Annotated in this window: 20 protein-coding genes and 2 pseudogenes; 10 read left to right on the forward strand and 12 right to left on the reverse strand. The window is 45.4% G+C overall.

The genetic code is table 11. The features are described 5' to 3' along the window. Positions 1-208: 208 nt before the first annotated feature. Complete coding sequence (locus ABL924_RS04640; RefSeq protein ID WP_349025902.1) at positions 209-640, reverse strand: cupin domain-containing protein; 432 nt, start codon at positions 638-640, stop codon at positions 209-211. A gap of 30 nt (positions 641-670) precedes the next feature. Continuing rightward, positions 671-1,852, reverse strand: a complete 1,182-nt coding sequence (locus tag ABL924_RS04645) for a pyridoxal phosphate-dependent aminotransferase (RefSeq protein ID WP_349025903.1) — start codon at positions 1,850-1,852, stop codon at positions 671-673. A gap of 688 nt (positions 1,853-2,540) precedes the next feature. Between ABL924_RS04645 and ABL924_RS04650 the strand changes: the two genes are divergently transcribed. Genes ABL924_RS04650 through ABL924_RS04670 form a run of 5 tightly spaced genes read left to right on the forward strand, consistent with a single transcriptional unit; the run spans position 2,541 to position 9,967 of the window. Further along, entirely contained in the window at positions 2,541-3,887 is a 1,347-nt protein-coding gene (locus tag ABL924_RS04650; RefSeq protein WP_349025904.1) for a TonB-dependent receptor plug domain-containing protein, read from the forward strand. Further along, a complete protein-coding gene (locus tag ABL924_RS04655) occupies positions 3,821-4,570 on the forward strand; it encodes a TonB-dependent receptor (RefSeq protein ID WP_349025932.1) in 750 nt (249 codons plus the stop codon). Before ABL924_RS04650 ends, ABL924_RS04655 begins: the two co-directional genes overlap by 67 nt. A gap of 4 nt (positions 4,571-4,574) precedes the next feature. Next, the gene (locus ABL924_RS04660; RefSeq protein ID WP_349025905.1) at positions 4,575-5,114 is read left to right on the forward strand and encodes a YfiR family protein; all 540 of its coding nucleotides are present in this window, start codon (positions 4,575-4,577) and stop codon (positions 5,112-5,114) included. A 4-nt stretch (positions 5,115-5,118) separates the two neighbouring features. Further along, complete coding sequence (locus ABL924_RS04665; protein ID WP_349025906.1) at positions 5,119-8,190, forward strand: response regulator; 3,072 nt, start codon at positions 5,119-5,121, stop codon at positions 8,188-8,190. Between the two features lie 31 nt (positions 8,191-8,221). After that, positions 8,222-9,967 (forward strand): EAL domain-containing protein, encoded by a 1,746-nt coding sequence (locus ABL924_RS04670; RefSeq protein ID WP_349025907.1) that lies wholly within the window; start codon positions 8,222-8,224, stop codon positions 9,965-9,967. A gap of 293 nt (positions 9,968-10,260) precedes the next feature. Here ABL924_RS04670 and pabB read toward each other — a convergent pair whose 3' ends face one another. Next, positions 10,261-11,685: an aminodeoxychorismate synthase component I gene (gene pabB, locus ABL924_RS04675; RefSeq protein ID WP_349025908.1), complete on the reverse strand. Its 1,425-nt coding sequence runs from the start codon at positions 11,683-11,685 to the stop codon at positions 10,261-10,263. Positions 11,686-11,736: 51 nt separating this feature from the next. On the opposite strand from pabB, the gene ABL924_RS04680 reads away from it, so the two are divergent. Next, complete coding sequence (locus tag ABL924_RS04680; RefSeq protein ID WP_349025909.1) at positions 11,737-12,129, forward strand: hypothetical protein; 393 nt, start codon at positions 11,737-11,739, stop codon at positions 12,127-12,129. Here the strand turns inward: ABL924_RS04680 and ABL924_RS04685 are convergent. The 5 genes from ABL924_RS04685 to dusA form a co-directional block, all read right to left on the reverse strand. Further along, positions 12,087-12,734 (reverse strand): lytic transglycosylase domain-containing protein, encoded by a 648-nt coding sequence (locus tag ABL924_RS04685; protein WP_349025910.1) that lies wholly within the window; start codon positions 12,732-12,734, stop codon positions 12,087-12,089. The two genes, ABL924_RS04680 and ABL924_RS04685, sit on opposite strands and share 43 nt — an antisense overlap. Then, entirely contained in the window at positions 12,731-13,945 is a 1,215-nt protein-coding gene (gene purT / locus ABL924_RS04690; RefSeq protein WP_349025911.1) for a formate-dependent phosphoribosylglycinamide formyltransferase, read from the reverse strand. The genes ABL924_RS04685 and purT overlap by 4 nt, the downstream gene beginning before the upstream one ends. Continuing rightward, the gene (locus ABL924_RS04695; protein ID WP_349025912.1) at positions 13,942-15,543 is read right to left on the reverse strand and encodes a DNA mismatch repair protein MutS; all 1,602 of its coding nucleotides are present in this window, start codon (positions 15,541-15,543) and stop codon (positions 13,942-13,944) included. The genes purT and ABL924_RS04695 overlap by 4 nt, the downstream gene beginning before the upstream one ends. A 77-nt stretch (positions 15,544-15,620) precedes the next feature. Then, complete coding sequence (gene folE, locus ABL924_RS04700) at positions 15,621-16,163, reverse strand: GTP cyclohydrolase I FolE (RefSeq protein WP_349025913.1); 543 nt, start codon at positions 16,161-16,163, stop codon at positions 15,621-15,623. A gap of 39 nt (positions 16,164-16,202) precedes the next feature. Continuing rightward, the gene (dusA, locus tag ABL924_RS04705; protein ID WP_349025914.1) at positions 16,203-17,204 is read right to left on the reverse strand and encodes a tRNA dihydrouridine(20/20a) synthase DusA; all 1,002 of its coding nucleotides are present in this window, start codon (positions 17,202-17,204) and stop codon (positions 16,203-16,205) included. Between the two features lie 93 nt (positions 17,205-17,297). Here dusA and ABL924_RS04710 point away from each other — a divergent pair, with 93 nt between their 5' ends. Next, the gene (locus ABL924_RS04710) at positions 17,298-17,720 is read left to right on the forward strand and encodes a hypothetical protein (protein ID WP_349025915.1); all 423 of its coding nucleotides are present in this window, start codon (positions 17,298-17,300) and stop codon (positions 17,718-17,720) included. Here ABL924_RS04710 and ABL924_RS04715 read toward each other — a convergent pair. Continuing rightward, positions 17,721-18,688: pseudogene (locus ABL924_RS04715) on the reverse strand (IS1595 family transposase). On the opposite strand from ABL924_RS04715, the gene ABL924_RS04720 reads away from it, so the two are divergent. The 3 genes from ABL924_RS04720 to ABL924_RS04730 all read left to right on the forward strand — a co-directional run bounded on the left by ABL924_RS04720 (position 18,662) and on the right by ABL924_RS04730 (position 21,003). Beyond that, positions 18,662-19,114, forward strand: coding sequence for a hypothetical protein (locus ABL924_RS04720; RefSeq protein ID WP_349025916.1), 453 nt, complete (start codon positions 18,662-18,664; stop codon positions 19,112-19,114). The pseudogene ABL924_RS04715 and the gene ABL924_RS04720 overlap by 27 nt on opposite strands. A 316-nt stretch (positions 19,115-19,430) precedes the next feature. Beyond that, positions 19,431-20,381, forward strand: coding sequence for a DEAD/DEAH box helicase family protein (locus ABL924_RS04725; protein ID WP_349025917.1), 951 nt, complete (start codon positions 19,431-19,433; stop codon positions 20,379-20,381). A 49-nt stretch (positions 20,382-20,430) separates the two neighbouring features. Then, the gene (locus ABL924_RS04730) at positions 20,431-21,003 is read left to right on the forward strand and encodes a helicase-related protein (protein WP_349025918.1); all 573 of its coding nucleotides are present in this window, start codon (positions 20,431-20,433) and stop codon (positions 21,001-21,003) included. Positions 21,004-21,748: 745 nt separating this feature from the next. Here the strand turns inward: ABL924_RS04730 and ABL924_RS04735 are convergent. From ABL924_RS04735 to ABL924_RS04745, 3 genes and pseudogenes are all read right to left on the reverse strand, one after another. Further along, positions 21,749-23,401, reverse strand: a pseudogene (locus ABL924_RS04735) (IS66 family transposase). Next, positions 23,401-23,772 (reverse strand): IS66 family insertion sequence element accessory protein TnpB, encoded by a 372-nt coding sequence (gene tnpB / locus ABL924_RS04740; protein WP_349025919.1) that lies wholly within the window; start codon positions 23,770-23,772, stop codon positions 23,401-23,403. Before tnpB ends, ABL924_RS04735 begins: the two are co-directional and overlap by 1 nt. Further along, entirely contained in the window at positions 23,757-24,143 is a 387-nt protein-coding gene (locus tag ABL924_RS04745) for a hypothetical protein (protein ID WP_349025920.1), read from the reverse strand. The genes tnpB and ABL924_RS04745 overlap by 16 nt, the downstream gene beginning before the upstream one ends. Positions 24,144-24,475: the final 332 nt, after the last annotated feature.

Genomic DNA, 24,475 nt, shown 5'->3' on the forward strand with positions numbered 1-24,475 from the left:
CCAATCCCAATAAGTTCTCATTGAAACCTTCTCCAGAGGGAGAAGGCTGGGATGAGGGGATTCGTATAGCAACTTATTGGGATTGGTATAACTTACACTTAGCTAAATTACCGCGCTGAATATGGATCAACTAAAATATCGTTAGAAATTAAAAATTGTGACTGGCTATAATTTTTTTACTTACCGCTTATTTATCTAATGGGAATCCCTAATGATTAGACACCAACTCAAAAATAATCAATTCAGCAGTTTCTGACCCTACGTTCTCAACAGCCATCAACTTGCCCGATTCCCAAAACACTTCGCCGACTGAGTAGGTATTAACTTTGCCGTCCTCAGTCACCTTAAGCTTACCTTTGACCACGTAACGTGGGCCAGGCCCTTCATGGGTATGCTGTGGCGTTTTAAAAGCAGGAGGGAAAGTAACCCGTATCACTTTCGCATTAACGCTTTTGCTAGGAAGTTCGACCGTATTTTCCATCAACTGGGTTCTGATTAGCCCTGGTTTACCGTCCGCAGAAACCGCTTCCGCAATAACAAAAAGTAGCAACAACAGAACGACAGCCAGAAAAAATCGGTAGCGGCTAGTCACAATCTTATGCATAAGACTGTCTTTTAGATCAGGATTTTGTGGGTTCATCGTGATTTACTCCAAATTGTTGTACAAAAGTCAGATTGCCTTTTTGATCCGCCCTAACGCATTTTGTAAATTAGCCATGCTAGTCGCTATGGAAATGCGGATATGTCCAGGGCTACCAAACGCAGAACCTGGCACCAGTGCAACCCCTGCTTTTTCGATCAAGTATTCGGAAAAGCCAAGATCATCCTCAATACCGTCCAAGCGGTCAATCAGACCTTGGACATTCGGGAACACATAAAAAGTTCCATCGGTTTCGATACACTCAACACCCTCAATAGTATTGAGTTCTGCAACCACATAATCATGGCGTTTTTTAAACTCAATACACATACGATCAATAAAACTCTGGTCACCTGTCAAAGCGGTTTCGGCGGCAACTTGTGATATAGAAGTCGGGTTTGATGTGCTTTGGGATTGAATCGTACACATGGCTTCAATCAAATCCGCAGGGCCTCCAGCATAACCAATACGCCAACCGGTCATAGAGTAGGCTTTCGACACCCCATTCATCACCACCGTGCGCTCATAGAGGTCAGGATGGGCATTCAGGATATTAACAAACGTGCCTTTTTCCCACAGGATGTGTTCATACATATCATCGGTCGCGATGATAATGTTTGGGAAGTCTTTCAGCACATCACCCAACGCTTTCAACTCATCCAGGGAATAAGCAATACCCGATGGATTTGACGGGCTGTTGATGAAAATCAGCCGTGTTTTAGTGGTAATCGCCTTACGAAGTTGCTCCGGCGTTATCTTAAAGCGTTGCTCTTGCGTAGTTTCAATAATGACAGGCACGCCATCCGCCAACAACACCATATCAGGATAAGAAACCCAGTACGGCGCGGGAATAATGACTTCATCCCCATGATTCAGCAACGCTTGCGTCAAATTATAAGAACTTTGCTTACCGCCGCAAGACACTAGGATTTGCTTAGGATTGTAATCCAGCCCATTGTCGTTTTTGAACTTGGCAATAACCGCCTTTTTCAAGCCGGGCGTACCATCGACGGCTGTGTATTTGGTAAAACCATCATCTAAAGCTTTAACAGCCGCCGCTTTGATATGGTCGGGAGTATCAAAATCTGGCTCACCTGCACCCAAACCGATAATATCTTTACCTGCCGCACGCATGGCAGCAGCTCTGGCGGTAATCGCCAAAGTAGGTGAAGGTTTAACTTTTTTGACTCTATTTGAAAGTGTGATGCTCATGTTCTGCCGTGATTATGCCGTGTTCAAGTGGGCTACAATTATAACCCAGCTAACGTGGGTTTTTAAAAAATGTCTGGCATACATTTAAAGCCGCCACATCCGACAAATCTGATTCCAGTTGTTTAAATTAGGTTTGTTTCGTCGTCAATAATTCGTTCAAATTTCAATATTAAGATTTTTTACTAAAGGGGATCTCTAAAAATCCCCGAACCCTCGCTACGCTCTCCCTCTGGGATATGGCTAGCGTGAGGGTTGTAAATGATTGATTTTAAAACCCTCATCCCAACCTTCTCCCAAAGGGAGAAGGAGCTTTTTGAGTTTTTAGAGATTCCCTAAAAATTAACGGACGATTATTGATTCGGCCTTATGAAGATTTAACTTCCGTTCGCCTTGAGCCTGTCGAAAGGCTTATGTGCTTCGACTCACTCAGCACGAACGGTTCAAACATTAACAGGCCGAATCAATAACTTCAATGTTGGATGCTCATAACGTCATCATCAATGCGAAATGGCAGATTATTTATGTGCGTAAAGTGAACTGCGTCACATCCTGGGCAATTGTATATTGGTCAATCTTGATTATACTTAAATAATATCCCTTAAAACCTTCTTTGATACTCAATTATATAGTCGGTCACACAAGCCCGACTATAGCAAAAACTTATGCAAAATAACCATCTGTGAATCATATGATGACAAATTCAAACATAGCTATTGGTAATTACATCTTGTTAGTGATGTTATTTTTAAGCCCTTTCGCTCAAGCCGAAGAACAAAATGAGGCCGTCAACTTAAGCGTTGAAGATCTGCTTAATGTGAAAGTTACCTCCGTCGCCAAAAAAGCACAATCCTTGAATGATGCACCAGCAGCCGCATTTGTAATCAGCAACGATGACATTAAACGCTCCGGTGCCACCAACATTCCCGATGCGTTACGCTTGGCTCCTGGCCTTAATGTTGCCAGAATTGATGCTAACAAATGGGCGGTTGGTTCTCGAGGCTTTAATGGTCGTTTCGCCAATAAACTACTGGTTCTAGTTGACGGACGCAGCGCCTATACCCGCTCTTTTTCTGGTGTGTACTGGGAAAACCAAGATGTCATGATGGAAGACGTTGACCGCATTGAGGTTATCCGTGGCCCTGGCGCTACTTTATGGGGTGCTAACGCGATGAACGGCGTAATCAACATCATCACCAAGCATTCATCCGAGACCCAGGGCGGTCTATTGAATGCCGGTGGCGGTACTGAAGAGCAGGGTTTTGGCTCATTCCGTTACGGTACAAAATTTGGTAAGGACACCACGGCTAGAGCTTATGTCAAAGGCTTTAATCGCGACGAAAACACACATTTGACGGGCGAAGGTGCTGGTGATAACTGGGACAAAGTGCAAGGTGGGTTTCGCCTGGATTCACAATTAAATACCCAGGACACCCTAAAATTCCAAGGTGATATTTATCATGCCAATATCAATCAATCATCCATTTTTCAACAACCTTCGCCACCTTTTGCGTTTACCCAGAACGACAGAACCCACAGCTATGGCGGCAATGTACTTGGCCGTTATCAGCATACTTTTTCGACGACTTCTGACTATTCCTTACAGTTTTACTATGATACTTATACGCGCAATGATGCAGAATATACCGACAGTCGCGATACCCTGGACGTGGATTTTCAACACCGATTTACCTTGTTGGACTGGAATGAAATCGTCTGGGGTTTAAATTACCGCTATGGGCATGATTTTATTGCAGGTAACCGGTTACAAAATGGTGGAAAGATCTTCGATATAACACCTAACAGCGTCAACGATCAGCTAATTAGTGGCTTTATACAAGACGAACTGACGCTGATTGAAAACAAACTGTGGCTAACAATCGGCTCCAAATTTGAGCATAATGATTACAGCGGCTTTGAAGGCCAGCCCTCGGCTAGGATCATGTGGGCACCCCACAACCAACATCGGCTGTGGGCGCAGGCGTTTCAAGATCAGTCCGTACCCCATCACGTGCCGAACAGGGGGGTACAGTATTGACCGGTATCATCCCCAATCCACCATCGCCGCCGTTCTTCCCGAATATACCGCTTGCGACATTTACGCAAGGCAATCCTAACTTACGGTCTGAAGAGGTGATTGCTTATGAAGTCGGCTATAGGACAACTTTTTCCAAGACCATGTCTTTGGATTTGACAGGATTTTATAATGACTACCGTGACCTACGTGGCGTATTTCCAGGAACGCCAAGCTTTACAGGAACCAATTTTGAACTACCTATTGCACTTGTCAATTCTAATTCGGTGAAGACTTATGGCATTGAGGTAGCTACCGTTTGGCAAATGCTAGACTGGTGGCGTTGGGATCTTAATTATAGTTGGTTACATACTCAGCTTACTGGAAATGATAGGACTACCCCAGTAAGTCCCGAACAGCGGGCTTCATTGCGTGGAGCCCTATCACCCTGGAAGAATATTGATATGGATTTCTGGTTTCGTTACGTAGATGCTAATTTTACCATTGGTGAATTTGGTGCCCCTCGTATCAAACCCTATGTTACCCTAGATTTGCGCCTAGCTTGGCGACCCCATAAAAACCTTGAACTATCGCTGGTTGGCCAAAACCTGCTTGCACAAAAACACCTGGAATATATCCAGGAAAACCAAACCCTGCCTACAGGAATTGACCGAGGCATGTACGGCAAAGTAAGCTGGGGCTTTTGACCCATTGGGCAAAACCGTCAAAAAGCGGCTGTCCTTAGTGCTGGGCTTGAATTTATTACTCAACGCTCACGCGCCAACCTATGCACAGTCTTTGGAAGAACAAACGGTATTGGCAGCCTTGGCTCTGAATATTGTGCGTTTTACCAGTTGGCCCGCAGAGGCTCAAATAAAAACCACCATCGATTTATGTGTAATCGGGGATAACGTGGCTCAAGAATCCTTTACCAGTATTGATGCTAAAGCTGTGGGCGATAAAACTTTGCATATTATCAACCTGTCGCGATTACGAAATTTTGAACAGTGCCGTGCGCTTTATATCAGCGGATTACAGCAAAATATACTGGCACAGATTTTTGTTGAAATAAAAAAACGCCCCCTGTTAACGATAGGGGAAGGTACTGATTTTGCAACACAAGGTGGGATGGTCGGTTTGGAAAATGTCGATGACAAGATCAATCTGGAGGTAAACTTGTCGGTGGTGCGTGAATCAAAATTAACCATCAGTTCACGGTTATTAAAACTGGCTAAAGTGATCGGCAACTAAAACTATGAACTGGTTTAATAACGCCCCCATACGCGTAAAATTAATCTCGATCATGACGTTAACTGCCATATTGGCGCTGTTATTAGCAACGACTGCAGTCGTGATTAACGAATATTTCACCAAAAAAAATGAAACTGAAAAACAATTAGTGCTGATAGCCGATATTATTGCTTGGAATGCCTCTGCAGCCCTGTCATTTAATGACCACCAGACCGCTATTGAAATGCTAAGTGGCTTTAGCAAGCAACCCAGCCTTGTCTCTGCAGATTTATATAACGGCTCCGGCGCTATTTTTGCGACTTATCAGCCAAACCAGGCTAAAACAGCGAGCTGGTCTGGCGAAACCGTCATATCGTTGATTAAAGCACCAAAAAACAACGCACAACCGCAACCGCAAAACCATCTACAATCCTTACGTAGCCAAGTTGCCGATTGGTTTAACAAAAACTTTAATCCAAATTCGGAAAATTCGTCTGCTTCGGCTTATAAGCAAACAATCACTTATGATGAAAGCAGTTACCTCCATTTACTTAGACCTATTATGCAAGATGGGGAGCTGCAAGGTGTTTTACATTTAGTTGATGACCAAAGCGGCTTGCAAGCGTTACTCAACCGATTCTATTTAATCATTGGCCTCATTGTTATATTTACCGGTATTTGTATTTTCTTTGTGTCCACGAAATTACAGCAGATTTTTTTAGCACCATTGTTGGAACTCATGCAAGCCATGCAGTCGGTCACTGACAATAAAGACTTTACCTATCATATCCAAAAAATTAACGCCGATGAGTTCGGTACAATGGCAACTGTTTATAACACCATGCTCATCGAGATTCAGCAGCGGGACACGCAATTGCAGGAACACCGCGCCAATCTTGAGCAACAAGTAGATGAGCGGACGACTGAATTACGTCATGCCAAAGATGTGGCTGAAACGGCCAATGCCGCCAAATCCCAATTTCTTGCCAACATGAGCCACGAAATTCGCACCCCAATGAACGGCGTATTAGGGATGGCTGAATTACTGTTGGGTACTCACTTAACTGAAACTCAACGACGCTTTGCGACGACTGTTCATCGTTCTGGTGAATCATTGTTGTCTATAATCAATGATATTCTCGACTTTTCAAAGATTGAGGCTGGACGCTTTGAGCTGGAAAGCCTGGATTTCAACCTGCACAAAACAGTCGAGGATGTCCTCGAGTTATTTGCTGAACGCGCCCATAGTAAAGGTTTAGAAATTAGCTCACGCATAGCACCTGGGGTGCCAGAAGGTGTCAAAGGCGATCCTACTCGAATACGGCAAGTGCTCGGCAATTTGATAGGTAATGCTATCAAATTCACCGGTCATGGCGAAATAGTCGTTGATGTCTGCCTAGACAATAATCGTGGAGATGTCATGGAAGTGGATGATGACGCTCCACTCAAGATTCGCTTTGACGTGCGCGACACCGGTATTGGGATCAGCGAAGATGCCCTGCCACGGCTATTTCAGGCATTTTCCCAAGCCGACGGCTCCACCACCCGTAAATATGGTGGTACTGGCCTGGGGCTAATGATTTCTAAGCAGTTGGTCGAAATGATGGGTGGCGAGATTGGCGTAAAAACCCGTGCTGGTCAGGGAACCACCTTCTCGTTCATCCTGCCATTTGTCCTGGCAACCCATTTGATATTGGATCAAAGAAAACCACGACCGTCAGAGCTGGCAGGACGGAAACTGCTAATCGTCGAAGACAACGATACTAACAGGGATATTCTGCAAAACCACGCACTGTCTTGGGGTATGTCGGTCGATGCCGTCCCCAGTGCCTTGGCAGCACTGGACTTACTCAGAAATCCGGTTGAGGGTCAGGGTGCTTACGATCTGGCAATCATCGATATGAAAATGGCTGGCATGAATGGCCTCGAATTGTGTCAGCGCATCAAAGCTGATTCGCAATTGGCGCAGATACCGTTAATCATGGCAACTTCTACCTTGTTCAAAGGTGAAGCCGCCGAGGCAAAAAAATCCGGCTTCGCCGCTTACCTCATTAAACCGATACGCAAGGCCGACCTGCATCAATGTATGCTAAGCGTACTAAGTCCAGATTCAGGCTTATCAGCCGACAAGCCAGACGCTGTGTACGCCGCACCAACCTCACTCACCGCACATATTTTGATAGCCGAGGATAACCCAGTCAATCAGGAAGTAGCCCAGTATATGCTACAAAGCTTTGGCTGCTCAGTAGACATTGCCCAAAACGGTCAGGAAGCACTCCAGGCTGTCGAACAAAAGCGGTATGACTTGGTTCTGATGGATTGTATGATGCCTGAAATGGATGGTTACCAAGCGACTGCCGAAATCAGGCGACGACAAAATACGGGTCAGTTACCGCACTTCCCCATCATTGCCCTGACGGCTAACGCGATTGAAGGTGACCGTGAAAAATGCCTGATTGCCGGTATGGACGACTATCTAGCCAAGCCATTTAGAGCTGAATCTCTGCTGCGTATGATCAAAATGTGGGTGAAAGCCTCCTCGATAATATTTACTGATATATCGAAACCGCCCCAAATCAAGACATTGGTCGTCGATAATGTCATATTGGAAAAAGCACCCCACCTAAACCCTAACGCTGATAATGAATTATTGCATCGCATCACGAAACGCTATCTGAGCAACGCGGATGCCTTGATAGAGTCGCTTGTTACAAAAACTCCCGATGCGCCAGAACCGCCCAAAACAACCGAATCGACCATCAATGAAACCGCGCTGGAGACTATTCGCAACCTAGATCCTTCTGGAAGTAATGAATTACTGCAACGAATCCTCACGCTCTATCTGAGCAGTGCTGATAACCTTTTACAATCCCTGGAGCAAGCTTGGGCTATGGGCGAGCTTGCCACGATTCGTTCGGCAACTCACACCTTGAAGTCCAGCAGTAATCAGGTGGGGGCTCACGGACTTGCAGAATTGTGCCGAGAAGTGGAAAATGAGGCAAGAAATCATCGCTACGATGCGTCGGGTAAAGCGCTTGCGCGCATCAAGCAGGAGTTCAATAACGCCCGTATGGTGTTGGATACTTATCTTGAGTAATCCTTACCCATTAATCTAGGAATGCACAAACATGCAAGACCCGTCCCACATTATCATCATTGACGATGATCCTTTAATACGATTGTTGGTCGCTAAGGCACTCCAGGCGACCGGACTGCAAACAACCGAAGCTGCCAGTGGTGAAGAGGGCTTGAAGCTATTTGCGGAACACGGCGCGAACGCAGTCTTGCTAGATGTGATGATGCCAGATGGAATAGACGGCTTTGCTACCTGCATGAAGCTTAGAAAGTTGCCCAATGGCCAACATATACCCGTGTTGATGATGACCGGACTGGAAGACCTTGAGTCCATCAATCGCGCTTTTGAGGCCGGGGCAACCGACTTCATTACCAAACCAATCAATATCCCGCTGTTAGGTCACCGGGTTCGTTATATGCTCAAAGCCAGTCAAACCACTAAAAGTCTACTGGACAGTGAACGACGGCTTCATCGTATGGCATACTTTGATACCCTGACCGAGCTACCCAACCGACAGTTTTTTCGGGAACATTTGCAGCATATGATAGCCTTGGCGCGTCGACAAAATCTGAAACTGGGCATCCTATTTCTGGATCTCGATGGCTTTAAGCGCATCAATGATACCTTGGGGCATCACCTGGGCGATCAGGTTCTGCAAGAGACCGGCAACCGTTTGCGAAAAAGCCTGCGAGCTAGCGATGCACTGATCCGCGTGGGCACAAACCTAGAAGGCGACTCGCTGGCGCGGTTGGGCGGGGATGAGTTCACCGTACTTTTATCGACAATCGAACGTAACGAGGATGCCGCAACCGTTGCCGAACGCATACGTGTTAATCTGGCTCAAGCATACATTTTCGGTGATCACGAACTCCATACCACGACCAGCATCGGTATCGCCATCTTTCCCGATGACGGCGACACCGCAGAGGAATTACTACAAAATGCCGACTTGGCCATGTATTACGCCAAACGCGAGGGCGGCGACAATTACTGGTATTTCTCGAACAAGATGACCGAGCTGGCATTACGCCGTCTTTCCTTGGAAAACCACCTTCGCAAAGCCATTGAACGCGGTGAACTGAAGTTACATTACCAACCGATTCTTGATGTCGCAACAAATAAATTTCTCGGCGTGGAAGCCTTGCTCCGCTGGGACAGCCAAGAACTTGGCCAGATTCCTCTGGATGAATTCATTCCATTGGCGGAGGAGACAGGTCTGATCGTAAGCATTGGCGAATGGGTTCTGCGACAAGCATGTAATCAAGCTGTAAGCTGGATAAACAAGAAGATCTTGCTCACCCGCATGGCTGTAAATGTCTCTGGAATGCAGTTCCTGCACAAAGGCTTCTCCTTGCTGATCGCAAAGATATTGGCCGAAACAGGATTGGATCCTCATGTATTGGAATTGGAGTTAACCGAGAGCGCGTTAATCTCAGATGAGGATAGCGTTCTAAACACCCTGTACGCTCTCAAAAAAATCGGCATCCAATTGGCAATAGACGATTTTGGGATGGGTTACTCCAGTTTTAGTCGACTCAAAAACTTCCCTATTGATCGCCTGAAGATCGACCAGAGTTTTCTTCGTAATATAGAGCAAGATTCAGAAAACGCAGCTATCGCAACCGCTATCATCGCCATGGCTGAGAGCATGAACATGAAAGTTACTGCCGAGGGCGTGGAAACCGATGCCCAACTGGCGTTTCTGAGAAATAAGCGCTGTCATGAATTGCAAGGTTATCTGTTTAGCAAACCTTTAATCTCTGCGCAAATTGAAGAATTTCTGATAAGAGAAAGTTAACCTATCCCCTTCCCTTCAGCACACGCTATGCTGCCCTTGATGGATGTGCTTGTGCTGGAACATTTTTCCACTTACTAATACCAATCCCAATAAGTTCTCATTGAAACCTTCTCCAGAGGGAGAAGGCTGGGATGAGGGGATTCGTATAGCAACTTATTGGGATTGGTATAACTTAACATCCATGTTTTTATTGGTTCTAAGGGTATCTCTAAAAACCCCCAGAACCCTCGCTACGCTCTCCCTCTGGGCATAAGTATCTACACAAGTATCTGCCCCTTCTCCCTCTGGGATGCCTACATCCATGTAGACGTCCCAGAGGGAGAAGGGGTTTTTTGAATTTTTAGAGATTCCCTTAACTTATTCAACAACTTCAACAATGCTCCTGCCTTATCAAAGCATTCCTGATATTCCTCTTCGACATCGGAATCATTAACGATGCCGCCACCCGCCCAGAACCGTATCGTACCTTTGGAATGCACCAAGGTACGAATGGCGATATTGCTGTCCATAGTGCCATCAAAACCCATATAACCGATAGTGCCGCAATAAACCCCGCGCCTGTTAGGTTCCAGTTCCTCGATGACTTCCATGGCACGAATCTTAGGCGCACCCGTAATTGATCCACCTGGAAAACAGCTTTTCAACAAATTCAGCGCATGTTGACCGTCGGCCAAAATACCGGTCACAGTGCTGACCAGATGATGCACAGTGGTATAACTTTCCACCGCAAATAAAGCCGGGACTTTTACCGAGCCTGTTTTGCAAGTTTTGCTCAAGTCGTTACGCAGCAAATCTACAATCATCAGATTTTCTGCCCGATCTTTAGGGCTATTGCGTAGCAAATCGATTTGTTGCCAATCCGAAGCCGGGTAAGCCCTTCTCGGTTTTGTACCCTTGATCGGCTTAGTTTCAACTCGACCATGCTCAAGTTTTAAGAAGCGTTCGGGTGACGAGCTTAATATTTGCACATCGGGGAAGTTAAGATAGGCACTAAACGGCGCAGCATTCATTTCCCGCAACAATTTATATGCAACCCAAGGATCGCCATTGCAATTAGCCACAAAACGCTGACTTAGGTTGACCTGATAACAATCGCCTTCTTTGAGGTAATGTTTGATCTTATCGAACGCACGGCTGTAACTGGCCTTATCCATGTTAGATTTGACCTCGCTAGTGACCTTGAACTGTTTGGTTTGATCTTTAATTGGTAACGCACTAAATAAGCTGATAAGCGACTGCCAATGTTCTTCATTACAGCCTTGTCCGACCAAAAAGCTCTGACGTTGGTGATGATCGACCACCACCGCCCAGTTATAAATGCCAACCGCCATTTCAGGAATATGTTCGGCATCGTCTGCAATGACAGGTAACTTTTCCAGGCGACGAGCCAAATCATAAGAGAAATAACCGACAGCACCGCCGTTAAAAGGCAAATCTTTGAAGCCTTCGAATGAATTAGCAAGTAATTCCTCCTTTACCAAATCGAACGGATCATCACTGGAATCTATCAACGAACCGTTTCGATTGATTTGGGTAATTTCGCCATGCGTGACTAACGTAGTCACTGGTTCTGAGGCAAGAATATCGTATCGACCCTGGTCACTATGGGGATAACCGCTATCGAGAAATACCGCCCAAGGCTGGTTCGCAATAGCGGAAAATAACGTGGCACTATCAGAAAAATAGGGTAACGAAGAAATAAGTTGCTTGTTTGGCACTTTTTAATGTTGGCTAGTACGAAAGTAACTTGATGATAAATAGTTGGTATAATGCCACAAGCATCGAGTTGGTTGTTGAATTTGTCAGGCTTAAAGTGGTGCGCAGAATTACTGCCTGTATTCATCGCATCAAGCACTTCGGTTTTAGAAGCAGATGAAAATTCCATTTTTAACGGTGGCATAGCCAAAAGAAATGACTTGCAAAATAGAGAAGTCCATATCTGGGCTAAACGACACGATGCCCTTCATTTGCAACTGATAGCGTTCGTGTGTTGTTTAGACCATTTTACGGGGCTAGTTGTGGTGAAAATAGAGCAAGGAAGGATCTCAAGCGGGGCATTTTTAAAAACGCCCGAAGTGAAATTACATCCTAACTTGCACGGGAGAACGAAACCGTCTTCTTACAGAGAGCCGTGGTATAAAGCCAAAACCTGCCGAACATAGTTGCGGGTTTCAGGGTAAGGCGGGATGGAATTGTTGTGCCGTATGACTGCATTTTCGCCGGCATTGTAAGCGGCTACAGCGAGACCAAGGTTGTAATTGAACATGCCCAATAAATCTTTTAAGTATCTCGTTCCGCCATCAATATTCTGGATTGGATCGGTTCGGTTAAGCACCCCATAACGCCTGGCGGTACCTGGCATTAGCTGCATCAAGCCAACTGCGCCGGCTGGGGATATGGCACCCGCGTTATAAGCCGACTCTGTTTGGATTACAGCGTGTAACAATCTTTCTTCAACCCCATTCCTAGTAGCGGCATTGGCGATTAAATCAGAATATCTATTCTTTTTTACGCTGCGACTGCTAAAGCGATCACTAAAGCTATGAAATACAGTTGGGAAGTGATTGCTGAGTTCTCTAGTCCTTAACCGGCTCTCACTAATCATCTTCAGACGGTATGGACTCGTCTTGATGATACGTTTATAGAGGAAACTTCTGGGTTCATCTGTGTAGTGAACACGACCATTTGAATCGACTAATTTATAGATGTCAGCTACCGCTAGATTTGATACCAATAAGGTCAATAAAAAAATTGTTTTTTTTATCATGTTATGTCTGCTCTATTAGAATAAATATTCACTAACTTTGAGGCTTTATGCGCCTTGTTTCTAGCTTCAGCGACTGTTTCAGATGAAGCTAGCGCTACGCCCATTCGTCTATTAATCAATGCTTCCGGCTTTCCAAATAGCCTTATTTCGCTATCGGGTATCGCCAAGGCCTCATCCAAACCGGTATAAACAAAATCCTGTGCTTTTATTTCCGAGAGGATTACAGCGCTAGCACCGTGCTTTTGCAAGCTTGTATCTACTGGAAAACCTAATATAGCCCGCACGTGCAATTCAAATTCATTCTGCCTTTGGGTTACAAGTGTAGTCAATCCTGTGTCGTGCGGTCTGGGACTTACCTCACAAAACCAGACATTGTCGCCTTTAATAAACAGCTCAACGCCGAATAAACCGATTCCACCTAAGGCATCCGTTACCTTATACGCGATATCTTGCGCCGTTTTCAATGCCAATTCAGTCATTGCTTGCGGTTGCCAGCTTTCACGGTAATCGCCGTTTTCCTGGACGTGACCTATGGGTTCGCAGAAATAAGTTTGGACATTACCTTCACTATTTGCAGCCCTTACCGTCAACAGGGTGATTTCAAAGTCAAAATCCACTTTAGCTTCAACGATAACTTTTCCGGTGTTAACCCTGCCACTGACTTTAGCATAATTCCACGCTTGTTCAAGTTGCTCGGCACTTTTAACCATGGTTTGACCTTTGCCCGAAGACGACATGGTGGGTTTAACGAAACAGGGATAACCGATTCCGCCATCAACGGCGGCTTTTAATTGCCCAAAACTTTCGGCAAATGCGTATTTTGAGGTCGGTATTTGTAGCGTTTCGGCAACCAAGGTACGGATACCTTCGCGGTTCATGGTAAGTTGGATTGCCCTGGCGTTAGGTATTACGCGACAAAGACCTTCAGCTTCGATCTCAACCAAAGCATCAGTTGCTATCGCTTCTATTTCAGGAATGATAAGGTCTGGACATTCTAAATCAATGATTTTACGCAATTCTTCCGCATCGGTCATCGTGATAACATGGCTGCGATGGGCAACTTGTTGGGCGGGTGCATTGGGGTAGCGGTCTACGGCGATGACTTCCACTCCGTAGCGTTGCAAGCAGATAGCAATTTCCTTACCCAGCTCACCAGAGCCAAGCAACATCGCTTTGGTTGCGCTATTAGTTAACGCACTACCTAACTTCATCTTGACGCATCTACTTGATTATCAAAATAACTATCAATATCTTCTTTAGAAAAACCAATTTTCTTGGCTACCCGATCAGCATGGCTGACTCTGGAAATACCCGAAATTAAGCGATACGTCGGTGCGTCATTGGCAAACTCAACCTGTTGAGCAACACCCGTGCCTACTTTGGCAAATTGATCGACTAATTGATGGTTATGGGTAATTAGGATAGTGCTGTTGCCTTTCCTAAAAAATCCGTTAAGTACATTTGATGATGCTTCCATTTTTTCTTCAAAAGTCGTGCCTTCAGAAAGCTCGTCCAATACCACCAAACTTTTTGCCGATGATGCTAAAAAGATGTCTTTGGTGCGTTTTAATTCGGTACCAAAGCGCCCTTCCCCATCGTCCAGATGGCTAATTTCCGGCACTTGGTAAAATACTCGATCAGCAACTGTTAATGTTGCTGACTTTGCAGGCACATAGCCGCCAATTTGCGCCAGCACTTGAATTTGCGTCACTGTCTTACAAAATGCAGTCTTGCCGCCGCTATTTGGTCCGGTTAGCAACACCAGCTTGTCATCATCCAACACAAAATCATTTCCTACGTATGCTGAGTTTTCTTTTCCTAAGACGGGATTGACTGCCGAGGTGAGGTTAATGCGATGGTGTTTGGCTTCTTCAAGTGTCGGCAAAACCGTATTATGGGTGAAATTATCGGCAAATTTCATAAACGACAACAATTCGTCGATTTGCCCTAAAACATCCAACAATTCGGCTACCGGTTCGGCTTTTTTATATTCATTTCTTAACGGGATAATGCAATTATCTCGGTCGTAACCGCCAACTATTGGAAAATACAATAATAATAATGGGCCAAGAAACACGGCAACAGTACGCATGGAAGGTGTGATACTGACGGGTGAAAACATCGAAATAAGCCAGAGCAAACCAAATATCGATGCCAGCAAGACAGGTTTGAAAATTTGCGGCTTAAATATAACCGGAACGGGAAATTTGGAATCACCACGTTCTTCCTTGGTGGTGATCTTGCCTTCTACAAAATAAACCGGGCCTTCCATCAAGTCGTAGTAACGAGATTCTGAGAATACTTTTACTTTATTAAAAAGCTCAGTTAGATACTTTCCTTTAGGCTTTTCAGCCGCCTGCATACTGCTAACGAAATCCTGAATAAAGCGAACACCGCTTTTGTATTGCTTATAACCGTAGCCTTCGATTTCATTTTTAGCTCGGGCTTGTGAAAACGCCCCTAAAAATTCACCAAACAATAATAAATGCAGGTTTTTTTCATTGGTTGCCGCACTTGTCACCATTTCTTCTAACTGATCTTTCAGTTTCTGGTTTTTTCTTAGCTCTGTGACCGCCTCTTGTTTTGCCTTGATTGCCTTAATGTCACTTAATGGCTGGCACAAAGATCGATACAATACCGCTTGTCCCACAGTAGTTGAAGCATGATTGACTGCTTCAAAAACCTTGTCAATTTCAATGGTGTTAAATGCAGTTGCATCAATAACGCCCTCGCCCATTGGTAACGGCTGGCTGGATTTGATAGTAGGCCAATCTTCATCCTGCCAACTGTGTAATATGGTTTCTTGCATATGACGACCTTAAAATAGACAGAAACGGGTTATTTAGTAAACTAACGATAGCTTTTTAAAGCCACTCATCAAGCAGCTTAGCGACTAATTAAAGTTAAAAACTCGGAACGGGTACTGATTTCCTTACGAAAAGCACCAGTCATAACAGAAGTTGTCATCACTGAGTTTTGCTTTTCAACACCGCGCATCATCATGCATAAATGCTTAGCTTCAATCACAACGGCAACGCCTCTAGCGCCCGTCGCATGCATAATCGCATCGGCAATTTGTTTGGTCAGCCTTTCCTGAATTTGCAAACGCCTGGCGTACATATCAATTACGCGAGCGACCTTAGACAAGCCTATGACTTTGCCCATCGGTAAGTAACCAACATGGCATTTGCCAATAAAAGGTAGCAGATGATGTTCGCACAAAGAATACAATTCGATGTCTTTGACGATAACCATATCCTCAGAATCTGCAGTAAAAATCGCATCATTCAGGACTTCTTCCAGCGTTTTCTCATAGCCATTATTGAGGAATTTGAATGCCTTAGCCGCACGTTTTGGCGTGTCAAGCAAGCCTTCACGGCCTAGATCCTCACCTATTGCTGCGATAATTTTTGAAAACTGTTCTTCCATTGTGCGCTGCTCTCATAAATGTAGTTTTGGAAGTATACCTCAATGAACCGTAAAAGCTAACGCATCACGTACCACATTGATACCCGCATTTGCGCCCGTCGCATTCTCACTTAAGTGTCGCCGCCACCACCTCGCGCCCGGTTGACCATGAAAAAGCCCTAAGACGTGGCGGGTGATGCTATTTAAGCGAACGCCCTGTGCTAATTGTTCTTCAATGTAGGGCATCAATAAGACCATGATTTCATGGCGTGATTTTGACCGCACAGATGTGTTGAAAATGCGATTATCAACGTCGGCTAACAGATAAGGATTCTGATAAGCCTCACGCCCTACCATCACACCGTCAAGACGCTGTAACAGACTTTCGGTCTGATCCAAATTTATAACGCCACCATTTAAAATGATATCGAGCTGAGGAAATTCCGCTTTTAGTTGATAAACCTCATCGTATTTTAACGGAGGAATCTCCCGATTTTGCTTAGGAGACAAGCCCTTTAACAACGCTTTTCTGGCATGAATAATAAACGTCTTACAACCTGCGCTGGCAACCTTCTCAGTAAACAATGCCAATTCTTCGTAAGAATCCCTATCATCAACACCAATTCTCGATTTAACCGTCACCGGAATCGAAACCACCGCACACATTGCAGCGACACAGTCTGCCACAAGTTCGGGCTCTAACATCAAACAAGCACCAAATCGACCATTTTGGACGCGATCACTGGGGCATCCGACATTCAAATTAACCTCATCATAGCCATAATCCTCAACCATTTTTGCACACAGCGCCAATTCAGGAGGGTTACTGCCACCCAATTGAAATGCTAATGGGTGCTCTTCATTATTGAATTGCAAAAACCGATGGTGGTCACCGTGTATCAAAGCCCCCGTTGTTACCATTTCGGTATATAACAATGCATGCTGAGAAATAAGGCGATGAAAAAATCGGCAATGCCGATCAGTCCAATCCATCATGGGAGCCACGCAGAACCTGTGTGATGTAATGCCGCTATTTTCATGGATATTGCTGGGATAATTCATGAACATTTATTAAAATTTTAGGTTGTTTTTTGCACTATACCGCACTATATACGCACGATGAATTTCATCGTGCGGTTAAGTGGGGGTGCGATAATGTCAAAGCCGACCAGAATAAAAAACAAAAATGGATTGGTATCTTACCGAATATTTGTGCGAAAAACGATTGATGGAAATGAAGTTAGGGAGAGCAAGACATTTTCAAAAAAAGAACTAGCGCAACAATGGCACGATAAACGCTTTCAGGAGTTTGAGTATGAGTCCATTCATGGCAGAGCATTGGAAGATACGATTGGCGAGATTATTACCCGGTATCAGGATCAATATGCCAACAGTTATGGTCGTTCTAAAAATTATGATATAGCAAGGTTATTGCGGTATCCAATAGCTCAAATACAGTGTTCTAAATTATCTCCAAAACATATTATTGCCCATTGCGTAGAAAGGAACAAAAGCGCAAAACCACAGACTGTTTTGAATGATGTCATATGGCTTCGGATAATACTTAGGACTACTTGATTACCCATGAAACTCAGCCATCTTCAGCAACCGCATGGGCATAGGGGGGCGTTCTGGCTGCAACGTAACATAGTCGGGGCAGCATATCATCAAGAACGGACCGTCGATTGAAGCGATAACAAAACTCTGCCAAATGGCGTGGGAGGTGTTTGTGGTTAATAGCCTGGTATGCGCCGTTAATCGACCTTTTAACATTGCTTATCATGGTGTTGACCCAAGTGAAGGCTTCCAGAGAAACAGATTCAGGGCCGCCACCGGTGACGATGCCGGTGTGCTGGCATCCTGCCTCGGTGACAGCGGCAAAGCAGGCCAGTCCATCCGAGACCACGAGGCTATCGGCGCCAAGATGGGACTTGGCCCACTTCGCAATCTATTTGCGAGCGGAACCCGCTGACTACATTCATAGCCATGGCAATTGGACGCCCCTTTTCGTTGGCTGACACAGCGGCCACAAAGGGTGTTTTGTTGGAAAAGCCCCGCCCCCGTTTACCGCCCCGTTGTTCACCGCCCCAATACACGTCATCCAACTGGATGACGCCGGAAAGTGGCTTGCTGTCATCGCCTTCCTTCATTGCCTGCATCAACTTCTGTTTGATGCTCCAGTTCTGTTTGATGCTCCAGGCGGTGTTGTAGGAAACACCCAATTGGCGGCGTAGCGACAGCGCCGAGAGTCCGGTTTTGGCCTGTGTAATCAAGTGGACGGCAAGAAACCAGGTGGTCAACGGAAGTTTAGTGGCTGAAAAAATAGTGCCGCTAATGAAGGAGTGTTGATGATGACAGCGATTACACTGATAAACCGCCCGCGTTTTCAGGGTGCAGTAGCTAGACCCACCGCATCCAGGGCAAACATAACCTTGAGGCCAGCGCCACTGAAAAAGGGTTTTTCGGCATTGCCCTTCTGTCCCATAATGCGTCATGAACTCACTCAGGCTAAAGCCTTTTTGAAATTGGACTTTGTTTTGCATGATGTTACCCTCATTGATGTGCCAGTGTTGTCAGTATGGACAGTTTGTAACGTTGGCTGTTCATTGTGGGTAATCAGGAATGCTTATAAATTGGACTGTTACGAAGACCTCAGCAGTGATTATATGTCGGTAAGCGATCATGGCTTCGTGGTAAACATCAATTTCACGCTAGATCAGGCAAGCAAGTACCAAAGCATTACGATACACGGTGTCAAAGAGCGCCTGTACCACGATGTCCACGGACTCTGTGAGGTTGATGAGGAAGAACCTACGTTTTTCTCTGTTTACCTGCGCGACCATGAGGGCCTAAGTCACTGCTTCGGTGACTGTGGCAAACTAAAATTACCCGTATTGCGCCAATTAGCAGAATCGTTGGCAAATGAACACGGTTGGTCTTATATCGACTGCACTACCCAAAATCACCCCTAAAGGGGAACAATACCCCTAACCTGAACATCATTGCTAAGGCAGTGATGTTTGGGCTTCCTTCCGAATAACTCTGTCTCTCTCCAAATCCTACCTATACTAAATTTAGCATTATTCGTAAAACTATGTTAAAAAACAGTCGTTTTCTGAAAAAGAACATATTGGGAAGATTATGTTTACACGAATTTTTTTAGCGCGTAAGTGCTAAAATCTCAATCAACATTTCTACTGTCAACTAAGGTTAATAAATAACTTATCGGATACCGTAATAATAATAATTTTCAGATGCCCTTAAACGAACCCGATACCTGTCGCCTATATGTCACACCTAAACTGCAAACTGCTGGTTGGGATAACTTACCGTATCTACTTGGTGAACAGCGGTCATTTACGAACGGGCGTATCATTGTTACTGGCGGCAAGGTTCGCAGAGGGCGAACGCGCAACAACTGGTGTGCAGCAAGCACGCATTTATGCCGAAATGCTTGGCCTCAACTTCGCCTATGCGACCAATGGCCATACTATCATTGAAATCGACTACCTAACTGGCCAAGAAACCGAAATTGACCAATTTCCTAAGCCAGAGGAAATTTGGCAACGCCTTACCGCTGCCAATACATTTACCGAAACAACAGCCAAAACATGGATTGAACCATTTAATTTAACATCTGGTAAAACACCACGTTATTATCAACACATTGCTATTAATCGGGTAGTCGAATCCATCCTGTCTGGAAAACATCGGGTACTGATAACAATGGCAACCGGTACAGGAAAAACCTTCGTCGCCTTCCAAATTTGCTGGAAACTCTGGAAAAGCCGATGGAATCGGTCAGGAGAGTTTCGTCGCCCTAAAATTTTATATCTCGCTGACCGAAATATTCTGGTCGATGACCCAATGGCAAAGATGTTAGCCCCTTTCGAGGATGTTCGGCATAAGATAAGTTCGTCTGATGTCAGCCAAGGCCGTGACATGTATTTCAGCATTTATCAGTCTCTTTCCAGCCCGGCAACCGATGTGTTCAAGGAGTATCCAGCCGATTTCTTCGATATTATCATTATTGACGAATGCCACCGGGGCAGCAGCCGAGAAGATAACAGTTGGCGAGCAATCCTGACCTATTTTTCACCAGCCGTGCAATTAGGCATGACAGCAACTCCGCTAAGGGATGAAAGCAGGGATACCTATAACTATTTTGGCAACCCTATTTATACATATTCTCTAAGGCGGCATCGAGGATGGTTTTCTCGCCCCTTACCGTGTCCATAGAGTTATTACCGATGTAGATGCCCTCGGTTGGCGACCATCTAAAGATGAATTGGATCGTTATGGTCGCCCAATTCCCGATGATGAATACCAACCCAAGGATTTTGAAAAAGCAGTTGCGCTCCGTGCGCGAACCAAAGCTATCACCAAACATTTAAGCAATTTTTTGAAAGCCTCTGATCGCTTCGCAAAAACGTTGGTGTTCTGTGTAGACCAGGAACATACCGCCGAAATGCGGCACGAGTTGGGCAACTTAAACCAAGAATTGCGGAAAACATACCCTGATTATGTGTGCAGGGCCACCAGTGACGAAGGGGATATAGGGAAAAACCATTTATCTAAATTTCAAGACGTGGATTTGCCGACGCCAGCCATTCTGACAACTTCGCAATTGCTAACCACTGGAGTTGATGCCGAAATGGTCAAGAATGTGGTGCTTGCCCGCGTTGTCGGCTCGCTTGCCGAATTCAAACAGATCATCGGACGTGGCACACGGCTCAATGTTGATTACGGCAAGGAATATTTCAATATCATCGACTACACCGGTACGGCGACAATTCATTTTGCCGATAAGGATTTTGACGGTGAGCCGGAATACAAGGTAATCCCGCCGCTACCGTTTTAGAGTTGTAGACAGCTTTTGCTTTAGCCAGCCATTTTCGGAAAAACACCTGATGCACACGAGAAGCTGTCCCCTCCGGCGCAAGCCCTCCCGCCACCGTACCGCCGTTTTCAGTCGTTGCCTGTTGTACTCTGGTTTCTGTATCTGCCATCTTCAATCCTTGTTAGGTGAGTGGGTAACTTGCGCTAGACAGAATAGTTAAGGCCGCCGTTGATCTGCCCCTTTAGCTGACAGCGCAAAGCGCTTGGTCGGCAGGTTTGCCCATTCGCTTGTTAACTTCAGCCCTGAACCCTAACGTGAACCGCCTTAAGATCGCTTCCGAAAATATGGGGAAAAATGCGTTAAACGATACCTTTGTACATAACAAAAATTCAATAAATGTTGCATTGGTTGTATTTTTGTCATTTCGACCATCGGGAGAAATCTTAAATTTCAGTAACTTAATATTTCTTTCTAGCATTTGAAATGACACTCAATGCGTTTGGTCATGTCCAGAGAAATAACAACACTTAACGCGCAAGTTAATTACTTGTGAATGATAAACTTTTCCGCCAATAAGTCTAGCTTATTTGTTAGGGTTGTTGGAGTGTCCACTATGGCTATTGTTTTTCGGTGGGTTCAATTACTTCCTTGCCATTATCCAAGTTTGAATGCGCCTCCAACAGGGTTGGCTTAGCCTTAATCTATCAATCAATAGTGAAATAATTTCACCTAGCCACATACCGCCATCAGCATGGCCTTGCCTTGCTTACGCGGCTCGCCTTGCTTCCCACTCTTCGTTACTGGTGATATTATCAATTTGCCAAGGCAAAAGTGTTTCGATGCCGGTTAAAGTTCGCGCTTTGGGCAGTTGCCTGAATACGTGGCATAGGTATTGGTAGGGTTCTAAGCCGTTCAACTTGGCGGTTTCAATCAGACTGTACAGATTGGCGCTGGCTTTTGCGCCATTTTCGGTGTCTGAGAAAATCCAGTTGTTCCTGCCAATGACAAACGGCCTGATCGCCCGCTCCACCGCATTGTTGTCAATGGCTAATCTGCCGTCTTCACAATACACGATGAGTGTCGGCCATTGTCTCGACATATAAGTGAGGGCATTACCCGCTAAGCTGCTCGGCGTAACTTGGGCTAAAGCGCGGTCAAGCCAAGTTTTCATAGCCTTAAGTATTGGCATTGACTGTGCTTGCCGGTGTTTTTGCTTTTGTTTCGGCGGCAAGTGTTTGATGTCGGCTTCGATCCGATACAGTTGCTGGATCATTTGCAAGGCTTGGTGCGCCAGACTGTTTGGATTAGATGGTTTCTTGTCCTGTGCTTTTAAGGCTTCGTCGAACTTTCTCCTGACATGCGCCCAACAGCCAAGATGTCGTAATTTCTGCTTTGCACAAACATTGGCATACGCAGTATAGCCATCGGTTTACAGAAAGCCCTGATAGCCTTCGAGCAATTGTTGGGCAACGGTTTGGCTGCGGGACGGCGAGTAGGTGAACAGGATAACCGGGCTTTCAGGCGGCCCGCCCTTCTGCACCCACATATAGGATTGTGTTGTCGCTTGTTTGCCGGGTTCTTTCAACACCTGGACGCGGGTTTCGTCGATCTGTTGGATAGGATAGCTGTTAATCTGCTCTTGCAGGAGATTAATCAAAGGTTGGCAGCTCCCCGCAGCGGATTATCCAGTTTGCCAAGGTCGCCCTGGCAAATTGACACCGATCCGGTCAAATTGTCTGCTTTGCCGGTACAGCGGCAGGCCATCCAGGAACTTACCGACAGCAATAAAGGCTAAAAGGTTCGGTGAGGCGTTGCTTTTGGGAATGGGCTGGGGCGGCATGGGAGCAATTTTGACACTATCACCACAGCATAGGCAGGCGTATTTCTTGCGGATATGCATTAAAACTTGAATCTTGGCGGGAATAATGTCCAGTTGCTCACTGATTTCAGTGCCGATTTCTTGTAAGGCGTGACCTTTGGGGCAGCGTTTCTGATCGGCAGGAAGGCCATGAATAATCTCAATCCGGGGTAATTCTGCTGGTAAAATTTTGCGGCCAGGCTTGTTAACCGTTGTTTGGCCGGGATTGCTCTGCTCAATAGCCAAGGGTTGCTGTTCATTCTCGGCTAATTCGTTCTCAGCGCAGGTGCCTTCTTCAACAAATGCTTCGGCTTCGTTGAACAGGTCTGCTTGTTCGGCAGTGTATTTCTCTGAATTGGCGCCAAAGCGTTTGTGAATTAACAACCGGATTTGTTCTTGCAGATGGGATTTTTGGGTTTTGAGATGCTGGTTTTCGCTTAGCAACTGACGTACCAGTGCCTGTAAACTTTCAATGTTTATAGGTAGGTCAAGTGCTTGTTCCATAGGTTTAATTATACCATATTGACAAGCGTTAAACGATTGAAAAGACATCAAAAACATTATAAAACCGAACTAAATCTCAACGTTTGGTGCGGCTTCATCCGGTTAATGTCAAACCCTGCCAACAACCATTCCAATTGCTGGATAGTCAAGGAGACGACACCTGTATTATTTGCTTTTGGCCAAACGAAATGGTCTTTCTCCAACCGCTTTTGCCATAACCAAAAACCGTTGCGTTCCCAGTATAAGACTTTGATGGCATTTGATCGGCGATTGCTGAACACGAATACCGCTTCGGCGAAGGGATCGAGCTTCAGTTGTGCCTCGACCAGCACCGCCAGACTACCCATGCCCTTGCGAAAATCGACCGGCTTAGCGCAGATGTACACTGCCGCCTGCGGATCGGCAAAGCGCATCATAGGCGAATACAAGCCAGCATTTCCAACAAATCGGCAAAACTGCTCGGCTTGATCCCAGTAATCTCGCAGTCAATGCCATTGGGCAGACGAAAACGTAATGAGGTTATTCCATCGTCAGTCTTATCAGAAATAGGTACGTCAGGTGATTTAATGGCAACGCGGTGAAATACGGTGGGCGCTGGTTCTGGCTTTGCCAGACCGCGTTGCTTCAACCTAGCGTGCCAGCCATAAAAGGTATTCTCCAACAAACCTTGGCTGCGCGCATAACCCGCCAGGCTAAAACCGGACTGTTGCCAACGATGATAGTGGTCAAGCCAATACTGCTCCTGTTCGGTTAGGGATTTGTTATCAGTTTTGTCATGTTCTGACGACGTTTCGGACATAACCGTAACCTCATATTCAAAATGAAGTTACTTTGACACAATTTTAACGGCTAGGAATAGATGCAGTTAATCGAGCGCTTACAGTGATCAGTCAATAATTATCATTTTATCCCTTCTCCAAAGGGCATAGGTATCTACACAACTTTTCGGCGTAATAAAAACAACGAGTTGAAAAAGCAACGGACTCCCTCTCCTGCTGGAGGGTTGGAGTGAGGAGAATAAAATCAACTGTTTATATCCCCCTCATCCCGACCTTCTCCCTCAAGGGAGAAGGGGCAGATACTTGTGTAGATACTTATGCCAAAGGGAGAAGGTCAGGATGAGGGGAGTTC

The sequence above is a fragment of the Methyloglobulus sp. genome, from assembly GCF_040079455.1.
GTDB lineage: Bacteria > Pseudomonadota > Gammaproteobacteria > Methylococcales > Methylomonadaceae > Methyloglobulus.

Excerpts from the sequence above, each read along its gene's own strand:
- ABL924_RS04680 (WP_349025909.1), top strand. The coding sequence starts at position 11,737 with ATGCCACAAGCATCGAGTTGGTTGTTGAATTTGTCAGGCTTAAAGTGG.
- dusA (WP_349025914.1), bottom strand. The coding sequence starts at position 17,204 with ATGAATTATCCCAGCAATATCCATGAAAATAGCGGCATTACATCACAC.
- folE (WP_349025913.1), bottom strand. The coding sequence starts at position 16,163 with ATGGAAGAACAGTTTTCAAAAATTATCGCAGCAATAGGTGAGGATCTA.
- ABL924_RS04665 (WP_349025906.1), top strand. The coding sequence starts at position 5,119 with ATGAACTGGTTTAATAACGCCCCCATACGCGTAAAATTAATCTCGATC.
- ABL924_RS04640 (WP_349025902.1), bottom strand. The coding sequence starts at position 640 with ATGAACCCACAAAATCCTGATCTAAAAGACAGTCTTATGCATAAGATT.
- ABL924_RS04745 (WP_349025920.1), bottom strand. The coding sequence starts at position 24,143 with ATGTCCGAAACGTCGTCAGAACATGACAAAACTGATAACAAATCCCTA.
- ABL924_RS04650 (WP_349025904.1), top strand. The coding sequence starts at position 2,541 with ATGATGACAAATTCAAACATAGCTATTGGTAATTACATCTTGTTAGTG.
- ABL924_RS04670 (WP_349025907.1), top strand. The coding sequence starts at position 8,222 with ATGCAAGACCCGTCCCACATTATCATCATTGACGATGATCCTTTAATA.
- ABL924_RS04695 (WP_349025912.1), bottom strand. The coding sequence starts at position 15,543 with ATGCAAGAAACCATATTACACAGTTGGCAGGATGAAGATTGGCCTACT.
- ABL924_RS04685 (WP_349025910.1), bottom strand. The coding sequence starts at position 12,734 with ATGATAAAAAAAACAATTTTTTTATTGACCTTATTGGTATCAAATCTA.
- ABL924_RS04710 (WP_349025915.1), top strand. The coding sequence starts at position 17,298 with ATGTCAAAGCCGACCAGAATAAAAAACAAAAATGGATTGGTATCTTAC.
- ABL924_RS04725 (WP_349025917.1), top strand. The coding sequence starts at position 19,431 with ATGTCACACCTAAACTGCAAACTGCTGGTTGGGATAACTTACCGTATC.
- ABL924_RS04645 (WP_349025903.1), bottom strand. The coding sequence starts at position 1,852 with ATGAGCATCACACTTTCAAATAGAGTCAAAAAAGTTAAACCTTCACCT.
- purT (WP_349025911.1), bottom strand. The coding sequence starts at position 13,945 with ATGAAGTTAGGTAGTGCGTTAACTAATAGCGCAACCAAAGCGATGTTG.